Origin of the sequence: Caballeronia ptereochthonis (genome assembly GCF_001545075.1) — a bacterium.
Classification (GTDB): domain Bacteria; phylum Pseudomonadota; class Gammaproteobacteria; order Burkholderiales; family Burkholderiaceae; genus Caballeronia; species Caballeronia ptereochthonis.
Genome location: NZ_FCOB02000017.1, coordinates 12,836 through 28,205 on the forward strand (window position 1 = coordinate 12,836; position 15,370 = coordinate 28,205).

A 15,370-nucleotide genomic window follows, 5' to 3' on the forward strand; every position below is an offset into this window, starting at 1 on the left:
CTAGAGCATGACGCGTGTCGCGCCATGAAGCTTCATAGGTTAGATGGACTACCCGGAAGGCGTTACTGGTACTGCACAGTCATCAACATGGTGGCGTTCGCAGTGCCTGGACTTATGGCGCCGGTACGGAAATAGCGAGCCCTCATCGGTATGCTGTAACTTCCCGACTTTGTTCCGTCAAATCCGCCGAGGGGCATATAGGTTGCCAAGGGCACAACAGCGCCATTACCGTCATAGAGTTGAATTCCTATGCCTCCGGCCTGCGACACCCCGTCATCCAGTGCGACAACGTTGGTATAGCCTGGTACAAGGCGATCCGGAGAAGTCGGGTCGATTCGATACTGGATGCTATGAATCAGGCCCGCGAGGTTTTCCTTGTCAACCGTGTCGGCGGTTCCAGCCGGACAATTGTTGAAGCTGAGATTGAACGACGTGGACTTGTTGGACGGGCTCCCAACGCCAGGAAAGTCTGCTGGACTCTGCGTACCCATGACCACATCGACGTCGGGAGTCTGGCAAGTCAACACCGTCACAATGACGGGAGTCATATCGAAGTTGATGATGCCGGCGCCCGGGTTGAGGTTGCCAACGGGAGTTGCCTTGGTCGCCGATTCCCACGAAAACGCCTGAGCAAGTTGTCCCGTCACCGTACCAGGCACGACCTTTCCGATCTTGACCAAGGATGCGATGAGCTGACCACCATTATTGACGGCACTGCCATTTTGGTTCCATTGATATCCCAGATGAGGAAAGTCCAGCGGACCGCTGGTTCTACCGTTGTTGTAGATGTACCCTCCAAGCGCCATGCCCACGCCCGGAACGTTTGTTGCGTAGACTGGGAAGGACTTGCCGTTGTATGAGCGAGTAAACGACGTAGGAGTGGACGGAATAATTCCAGCAACCTCGAAGTCCGTCCCCGTGTACCACTGTTGAGTCACGACGCACGTCCAGTAATTGTTGGTCATGGGTGTCGACACCCATCCACTGAGCGGCGAACCGTCAGGAAGGTCGCGCGCTACCGCTATCCTGTCCGGAAACTTGAGCGTAAAGAGCAACGGAGGATTGGAGTGACAAGAGGACGTCGCCCAGGCGCTACCCGGCAAAAGCATCCATGCAGTGACACAGCAGAACAGAAGGCGAATGCACGCGGATGCGATTCGTCTAAAAGTCTTCATATCCAATCCTTCAAGGTAAAACGCGTTCGCTTCGTTCATTCACAGACTCCATCGGCAATCGTCAGTGAAAGTTGCTTGTTCGCCTTTGACTGCTCCGGCAACTGATAGCGCACCGAACAAGTTTGATTCGGCGCGTCGCCCCATTTGACATTCAGCGTGCCCGCATCGATCTTCAGGCCGGTGGCGATGATGCGACTGCCCTGCGCCACCACGCCGACGTTATTGCTCTTTTCATCGAAGACTTCCGCCCCGAACGGCAGCGGCTTGCCATCGGCCTGAGCAACACGCATCACGGCAGCCCTGCCCGTGTCTTCCGTGTCGAATTTCAAACTGACAACGGCGCCTGCGGTCGGCGCGGTACGCTGCACCGTGGACTTGAGGGCGATGTTCATCGGCAGACCCTTCGGGTCGATTTCGACATCGTTGTTCGAGTACGGCTGCATACCCGACACGATCGCGTGTCCCCACGGATCGACGCGAAGACCCGCGCCATTGGCGACTCGCGCGCCTGCAGCATCCTTGGCCTCGACAATGCCGATGGTCTCGGCCATGTTCGGCGTGAATGCGACGCCGCCCTTCCAGGCGACCACGCCGCCGGAAATACCCGCGCCAACCTGGGAATAGTGGCGGCCGGTGCTGCCGTTGGCAGTCAGTTGAGCGAACGGCGCCATGTAGCCGACGTTTGCCCCGACGCTCGTGGCACTCGACCCCGTGTTTCCACCATCGTTGTAGTTGGCATTCACGCCGTACGAGAACGCGCTGTCGGAACCCAACGTTCCGGTGACCGACTCCTGCATGCTGTAGGCGCTGTCAGCCGAGTCGTACTGGAAGTTGGTCGACGAAAGCGGTGCGCGCGCGCCGAGGCCGAGCGGGATCATCAGGTTCACCATGACGCGGTTGTCCCACTTGTTGGTGTTCACCATGTACTGACGCACGAACGACGCGCCATACGTGATTCGCTTCCAGCTATTCGAGTAGCCGATCTGAAGCTGCGTATCACGACCCGGACGGTTCCAGTAGTTCACGATCGAGCCGATGGCATAGGCCGAACCGAATCTACCGTCCGAGCCCAGGGTCTGATTGACCGTGAACTGCATCCGCGATTTCTGCATCGCGGACATCAGGCCGAGCTGGCTGTCCTCATGAAGCTGGCGCATGGTCATGGCGTCCGACAGGCTGAAGAAGCCATTGGTCGAATACCGATACGCCGCAATCGCGATGTTGGTGTTGGTCGGCTCGAGGAGCTGGCTGTAGCTCACTCGAAAGCTCATGCCGTTGTGAGTGCCCAAGCCGGCGAAGCTGGCGGTCGCGTGCGTCGCATCAAAACCGAACGCACCGAACTTCGTGTTGATCGCCGCCCCCACCATGCCGGCGAAATACAAGTCGGCGCCCGTAAAGCCCCCATATAGCGTCAGCAGATTACTGATGCCGCGCTGAATCGTAAACTGGGAGACGAAGGGGTGAATGTCGAGTGAAGGATCGCGATACTGACCGATCATGGCGTTGTATCGCGTGATGCCGGGACGCAGCGCGTTCACGGTGGCGGCATAGGGCACCGTCGAAATGTGCTGCGAGCCGTCGGCTTCCGTGACGATCACATCGAGATTACCGCCGTAACCGGTGGGATACAGGTCGGTGATCTCGAACGCGCCGGGTGCGACAGTTGTCTCGTAAATGACATTGCCGTTTTGCCGAACCTGAACGCGGGCATTACTGTTGGCGATGCCGCGCACGATAGGCGCATAGCCGCGTTGCGACTCGGGATACATCCGGTCGTCGGTACCCAGCGTGACACCGCGCACGCCGTAGCTGTCGAAGAGCGCGCCGTCGGTAAACGTGTCACCGAGCGTCAACTGACTCTTGATGTCGTTGAATCCACGCTGAACGTACGTCTGCACCGTTTGATAGTGCTGACCGCCGACGCTGGAGTTCGTCAGGTTGCCCTGGTAGCGGAAGCGCCACGGACCCGCGTTCAAGCCGCCGATCAGCCCGAGGTATTGCGAATCGTTGGTGTAGCCGCTCGCCGAGCTGTGATAGGCGTTGGCGTTGTACTGAAGGGTGGCCGCGGGAACGCCGTCATCCCAGTACTTTGGATCGACATAGCCACGCGCCTTGCTGAACATTACGATCTGCGGAATGCTGATATCGAGACGCTGTTCACCGCCGTCGAACGACGCAAACGCACTCGGGATCAGGTCCGACAATGCCAGACACGCGTTGTCCGGCGACGCGAGCATCGCGGTCGTCTCGGGCGAAAGCTTCCTCAGATCGACACCGATGCGTTCCAGCAGATCGGCGTTGAAGCAAGGCCGTACTTCGCTCGAACCTGGCGCGGATTCGCGGATCTCTACATCGAACCTGCCCCGCCAGACTTCATTGACAAAGGTTTCCGCCCGATAACTGCCCGGCAGAGTTTGTTGGCCCTTGTTGAAACGTGAAATGTCTACCTTGTCGGTTCCTCCTGAATTCAGGAATTGATCGTTGAACTCGACCTGGGCATATTGTTGTGAAGCGTCCGCCCACGCATGAGCACTGACGCCCATGGCGGCCATCGCTTGCAGCGTGACGATACTGATCGGCCTGAGTGGCAACCCAGACACGTGAGCTCTACGAAAATGCATATTAACTGGGTAGGACGATCTATATGCAGTCAGCGTATCCCGCGCGTGACCTGATCACGCACGCTAATGCATCGCTACGGATTAATTGGGGCGACCACGCGGGCGCTACGCGTTCCGCCAAGAACTTAAAGTGAGGCGACTGGATGAAGCGCTCAGGGCGACAAACTTGATTCACCGTGCTGGGGTCCGCCATAGTCGTTAATGGCGGTCCAGCTAACCTTGGCGCCCGCACTCGGCAGGTCACCCTTCAAAGGAAAATCCTTCGTTTCGCCCGGGCCTACCATGCCGCCATCAATGAACGAGGCGCTTCGCGTTCCATCGGTGTACTTGACTGTGTCGAACGACACGTGGTACTCGGTCGGATTCGACGCCTCAATCATGTTTGTGCCGCCTTCCCGCTTCAGATGCCAGACGACATGTCCGGGAGCATCGACCGACTGTTCCTTGAGCCCTGTCGGACGATAGAAAAACTTGATGCGCGTGCGAAATGCCAGTTGCAACTGATTGGCCGAGGCTGCGTCGCCCGTGGATTTCGGAGGCACTTCCAGCACGTTCAGGTAGAAAATCGACTCTTTGTCGGCCGGCAACGGCTCGCCGGCAAACATGATCCGCAACGTTTGCGACTTTGTCGGATCGATGCGCATCAGCGGCGGAGTGATGGTGAACGGCACGTCGATCGTGTCCGGCTTCGCGTCCGGGTCGCCTTTGTCGATCCATACCTTGACGAGGCCAGGGAGCTTGCCATTGTTCGTCAGCTTGACCGTGACTTCCGAATCGCTCTGGTTATAGACGACGCGTGTACCTGCGATTACCACCGACGCGTTGGCGTGAGCGGATAATCCCATCAGCACGACACACCAGGTCGCGATGTTTGCCAATGTTTTTACCAGTTTCATAGTGACGATGCAGTTCCCTAGCCCGACTTGATTACAAAACAGGCGGGCTTGCGCCCGCCTTTACGCAGACCCTCGCTAAGCGAAGGCTGCTAAGACGACCTCGATTTACTGATAGTCGATGCTGTAGACGACCGACGAGTTCGCGACGCCGGCAGTCGTCTTCCCCGTCGCGTAGTAGCGCGCGATGTAGTACAACGTGGCATCGCCCGAGGAGATATCGACAGGCTTGGAGTTCTGGATATCGCTTGCGTAACCCACCTTGATCTGCGTACCGTCCTGATTCAACAGTTCGATCTTGACGTTTTCCGCACCACCGGGCTGAACAATCAGTCGACCATCGACCGGGTCAACCGTCGCGCCCGCCTGATAGAACACCGACGCCTTACTGTAGCCGGAAACCGGCGTACAGTTCTTCAGTTCGACCTTGTAGCTGGTATCGCCTGCCGTGATCTTGCCGGTGGCTCCCGTCAGGTCCTTGGTCTGGACTTTGGGCAGCGCGACCGTGCCATCGGCGGAGCCCCCGCCGTTGACATTGATGTCGCAGGTTCCAGCGACCAGTTCGCCGTTGAATTGAATCGTGCCTGCATCCGCATATGCACCTCCCGCGGCCAGTCCGAGTACGCCAGCAACAAGCGCCGAGATAGCAAAGCTCTTCATCTTCGAAAACTCCGATTAATTATTGAAGTGCGGTGTTTCCAGTGTGGCCGTTGTTGCTGCAAACCGGGTGGCGAAGCTCCATCACCCACACCTTGACGCCGAAACAGCGGATCCCACTTCCCACCATCACATGCCCGACAAACGGAACTTATTCTCGAATGCGAACGATTGATTTACGGGCATGAAACTCGCGACGAGATGGTGCGCTATTCTCGGAAAAGTTGTTACAAGAGATTTCTTAGTTATCTTTATTTAAGTAAAGAAATTTACATGAGCGGCCAAGTAAAGTAGAAATCAGGCAATTAATTTTCAATTTTTTACACATATTATGTAATGCTTAGTATATGGCGTGGACAATTAAATCTGCCTAAAGTCATCTTTAATTTTTTACTGCTGCTTTAATGCCAACCTTGCCTGCCTAATGATTACCCGAACATGGTCTGGCCCACTGCGGGTCCGGCGATGGGCGCTTCGATCGCCGATTGACGTTACGGCCGATCGGCAGCGTGGTCAGGCAATTTCCAGCGACGTCAGCGCCCGCTCGATGATTGCCGCCAGCCGGGCGAAGTTCGGCGCGATCTCGCCGTTCGGCACGCACGCGTATCCGAGCATCAAGCCTCGCAGCGCTTCGTCCCGGTTCATGTAGTAGTTGACAAGCGGCCGAGTGACCACGCCGGCCGCCAGCGCATCGGCGGCAATCGCGCTGTCGTCGGCGTATTGCGGCAGCTCGAGCACGAAGTGCAGACCGGCCTCGTCGCCGCGCACGGCCAGGGAATCGCCGAAACGTGCCCTGATCGCATTGATCAGCAGTTCGCGGCGCTCGCCATACAGTCCCCGCATGCGTCGTACGTGCGACGTCAGATGCCCGTCCAGAATGAACTCCGTGAGCACGGCCTGCTGCATCAACTGCCCTTCGCGATAAAGCTCCGCCACGCCGGTGCGGAACGAGTCGACGAGATTTTCGGGCACCACCATATAGCCCATCCGCAAGCCGGGATACAGCATCTTGCCCAGACTGCCCACATAGATGACCTGCCCGGCGTCGTCGAGCCCCTGCAGCGACGACAGCGGACGGCTGCCGTAGCGGAACTCGCTGTCGTAGTCGTCCTCGATGATCCACACCTTGTGCTGGCGCGCGAACTCCAGCAGCGCGCGCCGCCGCGCGAGCGTCATCACCATGCCGAGCGGATACTGATGCGAAGGCGTGACCAGCGCCAGGCGCGGCGGCGTCGCCATGTCGCGCTCGGTCGGATTGAGCCCTTCCTCGTCGACGGGAACCGGCACGAGCGTGAGGCCCGAGGACTGCAGCACGCTGCGCGCGCCCCAGTAGCACGGCTCCTCGACCCACGCGCGGTCGCCGAAATCCGTGAGCAGGCGCACGGCGAGGTCGATCGACTGATGAATCCCGGTCGTGATGATGATCTGGTCCGGCTGGCACTTCACCGAGCGCGCGACGCGCAGATAGTCCGACAGCGCCCGGCGCAGCGGCCGGTAGCCGCCGCCGGGCGCGTAAGTGAGCAAATCAGGGCTGGCGCGCTTCCAGAGCCGGGCCTGCAGCCGGCTCCAGGTGCGCGACGGAAACTCCGCGACATCGGGCACGCCGGGCATGAACGCGCCCCACTGCTTCGGCGAGACGCCCGCCTGAGCGATCAGCCGCTCGCCCCTGCGCGAGATCGTGCACGGCTTCTTCGCCTCTTCGGGCCTCGCCTTCGCGACGGCGCCCTCGCGCGGCGCAGTGTCGGCGACATAGGTGCCGCTGCCGGTCGTGGAGGTCACGTAACCTTCGGCGGTCAACTGATCGTAGACGTGCAGCACGGTATTGCGCGCGATTCCGAGATCGATCGCCAGCGTGCGCGAACTGGGCAGCTTGGTGCCGGGCGCGAGCTGGCCCGTCAGGATGGCCTGCTGCATCAGTTCCAGCACCTGGCGATACATCGGCTCGGCGGCCGAGCGGTCGAGCCGCGCGCTCAGCCAGTCGGCGAGGATGATGGTATCCATGATGTGTCTTCCCGCCCCTGGAGCCACCCGGCCGGACGCGGAAAGTGGTTCCATTTTGAATATTGAAATGGCTCCACATTGTAGAACCGTACCGGGCTATAGTTATCCCGGGCAGTAGAAAAATTTTCCGGGTGTCGGGACGACGCGCGGCGGTATCAGGAAGCAAAAAGGCATTCCGAAGGAGACACGGAAGATGAAATCCGATCAGGTGATCGTCAGCTTTCGCGGCGTTCGAAAGACGTATGACGGCGAGACGCTCGTCGTCAAATCGCTCGACCTCGATATCTATCAGGGCGAATTCCTCACGCTGCTCGGGCCGTCCGGTTCCGGCAAAACCACCTGCCTCATGATGCTCGCGGGCTTCGAGTTCCCGACCGGCGGCGAGATCTGGCTCGACGGCAAGCTGCTCAACAAGGTGCCCCCGCACAAGCGCGACATCGGCATGGTGTTTCAGAACTACGCGCTCTTTCCGCATCTGTCGGTGCAGCAGAACGTCGAATATCCCCTGACGGTGCGCAGGATGTCCGCCGAAGAGCGCGCGCAGCGCGTCGACAACGCGCTCAAGATGGTGCGCATGGAGAGCTTCGCGAAGCGCTATCCGGCGCAGCTTTCCGGCGGCCAGCAGCAGCGCATCGCGCTCGCCCGCGCGCTCGTGTTCGAGCCCAAGCTGGTGCTGATGGACGAGCCGCTCGGCGCGCTGGACAAGCAGTTGCGCGAGCACATGCAATACGAGCTCAAGTCGCTGCACGAGAAGCTCGGCGTCACCTTCGTCTACGTCACGCACGATCAGGGCGAGGCGCTCACGATGTCCGACCGCGTCGCGGTGTTCGACAAGGGCATCGTGCAGCAGCTCGACACCGTCGATCACCTGTATGAAGCGCCCTGCAACGAGTTCGTCGCGAACTTCATCGGCGACAGCAACCGGCTGCGCGGCACCATCGAGCAGACGCAAGGCGACTACTGCGAGATCCGTCTCGCCGACGGCACGCGCCTCTCGGGTCTCAACGTCGCGAACGCGAAGCCGGGTGCGCCGGCCATCGCCTGCATCCGGCCCGAGCGCATGAAGCTCGCGCACGGCATCGGACGCGCGAACGGCAACGGCATCAACGCGCTGTCCGGCGAGGCCAGAAGCCTCATCTATTTCGGCGATCACGTGCGCATGCGCTGCGGCGTGCGCGAGCAGGACGAATGTTTCGTCAAGGTGCCGCTCGGCACCGCGGCGCTCGACGGCTTCACGCCCGGCGCGCCCGTCGCGCTCGAATTCGCGCCCGAGCATCTGCGCGTGTTCGCCTGAGTCTGGCCGCTTCGCCGAGAAGCGCTTTGTCTTCCACCCGCAAGTCCATCGATAAAACCAAGCAGACAGAGGAAACCATCATGAAGAAGTTCGCACTGTGCTCCATGGCGGCGGCGGCCGCGCTCGTGTATGCATCGACCGCGTCCGTCGTGAGCGCGGCGGAGATCACCGTCGTCAACTTCGGCGGCGCGAACGGCGACGCGCAGAAGGTCGCGTTCAATCAGCCGTTCGAGCAGTCGACCAAGAACAAGGTCACCGCCGTCGAGTACAACGGCGAACAAGCCAAGGTCAAGGCGATGGTCGAAGCCAAGCACGTCAACTGGGACGTGGTCGAAGTCGAATCGGGCGATCTCGGCCGCGGCTGCGACGAAGGTCTCTACGAAAAGCTCGACTGGTCGAAGATCGCGAAGAAAGCGGATCTCGTGCCCGAGTCGCCGGCGACGTGCGGCGTGGGCTTCTTCGTGTGGTCGACCGCGCTCGCCTACAACGCGGACAAGCTCAAGACCGCGCCGGCCAGCTGGGCGGACTTCTGGGACACCAAGAAATTCCCGGGCAAGCGCGGCATGCGCAAGGGCGCGCGCTACAACCTCGAATTCGCGCTGATGGCCGACGGCGTCGCGCCGAAGGACGTCTACAAGGTGCTCGGCACCAAGGCCGGCGCGGACCGCGCCTTCAAGAAGCTCGACGAGCTGAAGCCGAACATCCAGTGGTGGGAAGCGGGCGCGCAGCCGCCGCAGTTCCTCGTCGCGGGCGATGTCGTGATGTCCACCGCGTACAACGGCCGCATCGACGCGGCGCGCAAGGAAGGCAAGAACCTGAAGGTCGTGTGGAACGGCAGCATCTACGACCTCGACTACTGGGCGATTCCGAAGGGCTCGCCGAACAAGGATGTGGCGACGCAGTTCATCTCCTACTCGGTGTCGCAGAAGCCGCAGGAAGTCTATGCGAAGAACATCGCCTACGGTCCGGTGAACAAGGCCGCGATCTCCGCGCTGGACGCGAAGACGAAGGCCGATATGCCGAACTCGCCGGAGAACGCGAAGAACGCGGTGCTGCAGGACATGGCGTTCTGGACCGACCATGGCGACGAACTCGAGCAGCGCTTCACCGCGTGGGCGTCGAAGTAAGCGCATTTCAGGCGGTATGAGGTCGCGCTTCGGTGAAGCGCGGCCGAACAGGAGACTCAAGCGTGAACACCATGACGATCCCGGCTGACGAGTCGCGCGAATCGAGCGCGCGCCTGAAGCGCGAACTGAAGATCGCCGACGCGAAGAAGCGCGCGATGGCGCTGTTGCTCATCGCGCCGCTCGCCATCTTTCTGTTCCTGATTTTCGTGGTGCCGATCGGCGCGCTGCTCACGCGCGCCATCGAAAATCCCGAAGTGGCGAATGCGCTGCCGCACACCGGCGCCGCGCTCGCGAAATGGGACCGCAAGACGCCGCCATCGGATGAAGCCTACGCCGCGCTCGCGCAAGACCTGACGGCAATCTCGGACGGCGAATCGATGGGCGCGCTCGCGCGCCGCCTCAACACCGAAATCCCCGGCTATCGCTCGCTGGTCGCGAAGACCGCGCGCGCGATGCCGCTCACCGGCGACGACGGCAAGCCGCTCGCCGCGCCGCAGATCCGCGCGAAGATCGTGGAGATCGACGAACGCTGGAACGATCCCGCCTATTGGCAGGCGATCGCGAAGAACGCCGGCCGCTATTCGCCTTTCTACCTGCTCGCATCGCTGGATCACAAGCAGGACGGCTTCGGCAATATCGTGCATGCCGATCCCGATCAGTCCATCTATCTCAACGTCTTCGGACGCACCTTCGTCATCGGCGTGGGCGTGACGCTGTTCGCGCTGCTGCTCGGCTATCCCCTCGCCTACTGGATCTCGACGCTGCCCGCGCGCCGCGCGAACCTCGTGATGGTGCTCGTGCTGATTCCGTTCTGGACGTCGGTGCTGGTGCGCGTCGCCGCGTGGATCGTGCTGCTGCAAAGCGAGGGCCTCGTGAACACGGCGCTGATCGGCAGCGGCCTGATCGGCTCGCCGCTCGCGCTGCTCTTCAACCGCGTGGGCGTCTATATCTCGATGACGCACATCCTGCTGCCCTTCATGATCCTGCCGCTCTACAGCGTGATGAAATCCGTGCCGCCCACCTATCAGCGCGCGGCGGTGTCGCTCGGCAGCCATCCGTTCGCCGCGTTCTGGCGCGTGTATGTGCCGCAGACCTATCCGGGCATCGGCGCGGGCGTGCTGCTCGTGTTCATACTCGCAATCGGCTACTACATCACGCCGGCGCTGCTCGGCGGGCCGAACGACCAGATGGTCAGCTACTACATCGCCTACTTCACCAACGTCACGATCAACTGGGGCATGGCGTGCGCGCTCGGCGCGCTCCTGCTCGCCGCCACGCTGCTGCTCTATGTGGTCTACGGGCGCTTCACGCGCTCGAACGTGAGTCTGGGGTAACAGACATGAAACTCGCCAAACCGATGTTCGCGCCGCATACGTCCGCCATCGAGCGCATCTGGTACTTCGCCTTGCGGATCATCTGCGTGCTGACCCTGCTGTATCTGATCCTGCCCGTGCTGGCGATCGTGCCGCTGTCGTTCTCCTCGAGCACGTTCCTGGTCTATCCGATTCCGGGCTGGTCGATGCGCTGGTATCACAACCTCGTCATGTCCGACGAATGGCGCATGGCGGCGAAAAACAGCTTCATCGTCGCGCCATCGGCGACGCTCGTCGCGACGATTCTCGGCACGCTCGCCGCGGTCGGGCTGACCAAGGCGAATTTCCTCGGCAAGAGCATGCTGATGGCTGTCCTGATCTCGCCCATGATCGTGCCGGTGATCGTCGTCGGCGTGGGCATGTATCTGTTCTTCGCGCCGCTCGGCATCGCCAATACGTATTTCGGGCTGATCCTCGCGCACGCGGCCCTCGGCGTTCCCTTCGTCGTGACGACCGTCGGCGCGACGCTGCAGAACTTCAACACCAATCTCGTGCGCGCAAGCCAGTCGCTCGGCGCGAACCCGCTCACGACGTTCTTCCGCGTGACGCTGCCCGTCATCGCGCCGGGCGTGATCTCGGGCGCGCTGTTCGCGTTCGCGACCTCCTTCGATGAAGTCGTGGTCACGCTCTTTCTCGCCGGCGCTGACCAGACGACCCTGCCGCGCCAGATGTTTACCGGCATCCGCGAAAACATCAGTCCGACGATCGCCGCGCTCGCGACGATCCTGATCGTGTTCTCGACCAGTCTGTTGCTTGCGCTGGAATGGCTGCGCGGCCGGGCGGCGGCGCGCGCGATCGCTTAGTATCGATGCAATCAGGGTTTTCCGGTTCCCGCAGACGCCATTTGGCTTACGAGCGGCTTCAAGCGTGCGTGCCTCGAGCGGTCCCGCAGCGGCCTGCTTCGCCCGCAAGGTCCACCGGATAAGGGTTTCACCGGAGCTCGTTCGATTATTCGTAACAACGGGATAGTGTATTCACTGATGCAGTATTTATCGGAATATGCTGAATGACGTACGTTCTAGGTCGAGTCAAAGCCTGGAACAATGCCATGACAGCTTTTTCGAAAAGAGCGGACCCGTGGTCACAGACGGTTCACCAGCTCGAGGCGATGCCCAAGGACATCGCTCGCACCGCCCCCTCCCAGAAATCCGCACGTGCTGAAAACGCATTTGTGGAGCGTCTGACGCGCGACTGGAATCGCGCGCATCCGCAACACGCCGACGACGGCCTGCCGTTTCCCCAGGCCATCGTGCGGGTGATCGAGCGTCCGAGCACTGCGACGGCGCTCGTCTACTGGTCCGATCCCGGCACGTGCCATTACGGCTATCAGGGCTGGCGCGCGACCACGGCGACGAACGAGGGCGTGTGCTCGCTTTCGGGGATGCCGATCCATCGCGGCGATCAGGTCTATCGCCCGTCGCAGCGCGATCCGAAGCCGCAGAACGCTTCCGCGATGATTCTCGCCGCAGCCATGCCCAGGAACAGCGAAGAGATGGAAGTGGACCTGCACGAATGACGGTCATGGGCCGCAGCGCGGGTAGAAGGACGGACGGCGCGAGCAGGCGGCTCGCGCTGCCGCGTTTTCAGTATCCGACGGTGATGCGCTGCCTGATATGGGCGCCGCTCTCGAACTCGTCGAGAAAGGCGATGGCGTAGTCATCGAACGAGATCCAGCTGCGGCCGTTGCTGTCGACGAGCAGTTCATCCACGCCGAGGCGGAATTTCTTCGTGCGCGGACCGGGCACGAATTCGGCAGACGGCGAGATGAAAGTCCAGTCCACGTCACGCTCGCGGCGCAGCGCGTCGAGAAACGCCGCGCCCGCCGTGGCTTCCGGCTTGTAGGCGGCGGGGAAATCCGGCAAGTCGAGCACGCGCTGGCCCGGCGCCGCATACAGGCTGCCCGCGCCGCCCACCACTAGCAGGCGCCGCACGCCAGCGCGCTTCATCGGCTCGACGACCGCGCTTTCAGGAACCGAGACGAAGCGCATCGCGCTGAACACCGCGTCGTGCTCCGCGATGGCGGCCGCGAGCGCCGCGGCGTCGAGCGCATCGACGCTTTGCACGCTCAGCCCCTGCCGCGGCTGCAGATCCGACGTGTCGCGCGCTATCGCCGTAACCGTGTGTCCGCGCCGCAACGCTTCCTCGACTAGACGGCTGCCCACATTGCCTGTCGCCCCGATGATCGCGATCTTGCTCATTCCACATTCTCCTTTGTATTTGCGGCATTCGCACCGGAACCGTGCGAGCGGTCACTTCATGATAAAAGGAAATAAAATACGAACTAATTCCCCGAATCGGTAGAGTTTGTTTCCCGCCAAGACGGAATCGGAGCATCGATTCACCCCTGATCATTATTAAGGACATACCAAACAATAATATAGTCACGCAATTTCCGGGCCGATTTCAACACTCCGGCGCAATATCGACACACCCTTGACATAATCGGTGAGCACGTTCACAGACGCGCGACGCCATTAAACTGGAGGGCCCTGCGCTCTTTCCGAGACGCGGCGCAGCGGCGATACCGGCGCGCCGCACGCAGCAGTTTCGGGGCGCGTTTTCATATCGAAGTCGCCAATTTGTCATCGCTTTGGTTTATATTGCAGTTCCTCGCCGCTCCATTACCGGAAGGAGTTAATCGTGAAGAATCCGCAATTGCAGGGTGCCATCGAAGGACGCGAAAATCCGGCAGGCGAAACCGCCTACGAGCCGATTCCGGTTCGCGCCGTCCCAAAGGAGTCCGCCGAAGAACCCGGCTACTCCGATTCGCTGGACATCCCGCTCAATTACGGCATCGTGATGGACGCCGTCAGGGACGCGGTTCGCGCGAACCCGTAAGCGTTCAAGACTTCATGCGAAGCGCCCCACTCGGGGCGCTTTTTTTATCTGGCCGCTTCACGCGCCGTATCCGTCGCTGTCGAATCGATGTCCTTGCGCGCGCGCTTCGCTTGCGGCTAGGCTAGCGTCCACTGCCGCAGCCAGGCACACAGGCAGCACAAGCAAGCACGATCAGGCGAATGAAAACGCAAAGCGCGCTCGTCGCGAACAATGACCAATTCCTGCGCGATCTGCAGTTGTTCTGCATCGTCGCGCGCCGCTCGAGCTTCATCGCCGCCGCCACCGAGACGGGCATCTCGCCCGCGCACGTCAGCAAGCGCATCGCCATGCTGGAGACGAGCCTCGGCGTGAAGCTGTTCATGCGCACGACGCGCCGCGTGTCGATCACGAGCGACGGCGAAGCGGCGTTCCAGTGGGCGCAAAAGATCCTCGACGATGTACAAGGCATGGCCGATGCCTTCGCCGGTCTCGACGACCCGCGCGGTCTCCTGCGCATCGGCACGAGCCTGCGCCTCGGGCGCGAGCATGTCTCGCCCGCGCTCGTACTGCTCAAGCGCCGCCATCCGGGCCTGGAGGTGTGGCTCGAGCTGCTCGACCGCCGCGTGGATCTGGTCGGCGAGAACTTCGATATCGACATACGCGTCGGCGAGGTGCAGGAGCCGCATCTGATCGCGCACAAGATCGTCGAGAGCTACCGCGTACTGGCTGCCGCTCCGGCCTATCTCGAACGGCGAGGCGCGCCGAAGACGCTCGCCGATCTCGCGCAGCACGACTGCCTGCTCTTTCGCGGACGCGATCAGCGCTTCGGCGTCTGGCGGCTCGCCGGTCCCAACGGCGAGGAGAGCGTAAAGGTGACCGGGCCGATCGCGTCGAATCACAGCGACATCGTGCGGCAATGGGCCGAGCAAGGCTTCGGCATCGTGATGGGCTCGGTGTGGGACGTCGCGTCCAGCCTGCAGAACGGCACGCTGGTTCCGGTGCTGCCCGCGTATCGTCAGCGCGCCGACGTATGGGCCGTAACGTCGGCGCGTTCGTCGCATTCGGCGAAGATCCGCGTGTGCATCGAGTTTCTCAAGGAACAGCTGACGAGCGGCCCCTACGCGCTCGTGACCTCGGGCGTCGCCGGGCTCTGACGCCGCCACGCTTCTTACAACTCATTACGGCGTCACAGGGTGGTAAAAAAGTCATCCGCCACTTTTTGTCCGTAATCCCCGGCGACTGGATCCGCTCCAGTGCCGCGTCACGCGGCGGTTTCGGTCCGAATCCCTCATCCGCCGGGCCTCACTGCCCAACGGGCAGTTGCGCAAACCCGCACCTTTTACACTTTTTTTCGTTGCGTGGACGTCACGGAAACCGGAAAAAAGACCTGCTTTTGACAATGACCATTTCCA

At 61.4% G+C, this 15,370-nt stretch carries 13 protein-coding genes; 7 read left to right on the forward strand and 6 right to left on the reverse strand.

Annotated features, from left to right (window positions below; genetic code table 11):
- Window positions 1–62: 62 nt before the first annotated feature.
- From AWB83_RS18575 to pdxR, 5 genes are all read right to left on the reverse strand, one after another.
- Entirely contained in the window at window positions 63–1,214 is a 1,152-nt protein-coding gene (locus AWB83_RS18575; RefSeq protein ID WP_087047087.1) for a fimbrial protein, read from the reverse strand.
- Window positions 1,211–3,775 carry a fimbria/pilus outer membrane usher protein gene (locus AWB83_RS18580; protein ID WP_244197792.1) on the reverse strand — a complete coding sequence of 855 codons (2,565 nt, stop codon included), beginning with the start codon at window positions 3,773–3,775 and terminating at the stop codon, window positions 1,211–1,213. The genes AWB83_RS18575 and AWB83_RS18580 overlap by 4 nt, the downstream gene beginning before the upstream one ends.
- A 173-nt stretch (window positions 3,776–3,948) precedes the next feature.
- Window positions 3,949–4,692, reverse strand: a complete 744-nt coding sequence (locus tag AWB83_RS18585; protein ID WP_087047089.1) for a fimbrial biogenesis chaperone — start codon at window positions 4,690–4,692, stop codon at window positions 3,949–3,951.
- A gap of 105 nt (window positions 4,693–4,797) precedes the next feature.
- Window positions 4,798–5,349 carry a fimbrial protein gene (locus AWB83_RS18590; protein ID WP_087047090.1) on the reverse strand — a complete coding sequence of 184 codons (552 nt, stop codon included), beginning with the start codon at window positions 5,347–5,349 and terminating at the stop codon, window positions 4,798–4,800.
- Window positions 5,350–5,859: 510 nt separating this feature from the next.
- Complete coding sequence (gene pdxR / locus AWB83_RS18595) at window positions 5,860–7,347, reverse strand: MocR-like pyridoxine biosynthesis transcription factor PdxR (RefSeq protein ID WP_087047091.1); 1,488 nt, start codon at window positions 7,345–7,347, stop codon at window positions 5,860–5,862.
- Between the two features lie 193 nt (window positions 7,348–7,540).
- On the opposite strand from pdxR, the gene AWB83_RS18600 reads away from it, so the two are divergent.
- The 5 genes from AWB83_RS18600 (at window position 7,541) to AWB83_RS18620 (ending at window position 12,657) form a co-directional block, all read left to right on the forward strand.
- Window positions 7,541–8,641, forward strand: a complete 1,101-nt coding sequence (locus tag AWB83_RS18600) for an ABC transporter ATP-binding protein (protein ID WP_087047092.1) — start codon at window positions 7,541–7,543, stop codon at window positions 8,639–8,641.
- Window positions 8,642–8,745: 104 nt separating this feature from the next.
- Window positions 8,746–9,768: an ABC transporter substrate-binding protein gene (locus tag AWB83_RS18605; RefSeq protein ID WP_244197800.1), complete on the forward strand. Its 1,023-nt coding sequence runs from the start codon at window positions 8,746–8,748 to the stop codon at window positions 9,766–9,768.
- Between the two features lie 62 nt (window positions 9,769–9,830).
- Window positions 9,831–11,102, forward strand: coding sequence for an ABC transporter permease (locus AWB83_RS18610; RefSeq protein WP_087047094.1), 1,272 nt, complete (start codon window positions 9,831–9,833; stop codon window positions 11,100–11,102).
- A 5-nt stretch (window positions 11,103–11,107) separates the two neighbouring features.
- Window positions 11,108–11,944 (forward strand): ABC transporter permease, encoded by an 837-nt coding sequence (locus AWB83_RS18615; RefSeq protein ID WP_087047095.1) that lies wholly within the window; start codon window positions 11,108–11,110, stop codon window positions 11,942–11,944.
- Window positions 11,945–12,312: 368 nt separating this feature from the next.
- A complete protein-coding gene (locus tag AWB83_RS18620; RefSeq protein WP_244197793.1) occupies window positions 12,313–12,657 on the forward strand; it encodes a DUF3331 domain-containing protein in 345 nt (114 codons plus the stop codon).
- 67 nt (window positions 12,658–12,724) lie between these two features.
- Here the strand turns inward: AWB83_RS18620 and AWB83_RS18625 are convergent, their stop codons facing one another.
- The gene (locus tag AWB83_RS18625) at window positions 12,725–13,339 is read right to left on the reverse strand and encodes an NAD(P)-dependent oxidoreductase (protein WP_087047097.1); all 615 of its coding nucleotides are present in this window, start codon (window positions 13,337–13,339) and stop codon (window positions 12,725–12,727) included.
- Between the two features lie 442 nt (window positions 13,340–13,781).
- Here AWB83_RS18625 and AWB83_RS18630 point away from each other — a divergent pair, with 442 nt between their 5' ends.
- Together AWB83_RS18630 and AWB83_RS18635 are read left to right on the forward strand one after the other, a co-directional pair.
- Window positions 13,782–13,979, forward strand: a complete 198-nt coding sequence (locus AWB83_RS18630; RefSeq protein WP_087047098.1) for a hypothetical protein — start codon at window positions 13,782–13,784, stop codon at window positions 13,977–13,979.
- A 179-nt stretch (window positions 13,980–14,158) separates the two neighbouring features.
- The gene (locus tag AWB83_RS18635) at window positions 14,159–15,112 is read left to right on the forward strand and encodes a LysR family transcriptional regulator (protein ID WP_087047099.1); all 954 of its coding nucleotides are present in this window, start codon (window positions 14,159–14,161) and stop codon (window positions 15,110–15,112) included.
- The last annotated feature ends 258 nt before the right edge of the window (window positions 15,113–15,370 follow it).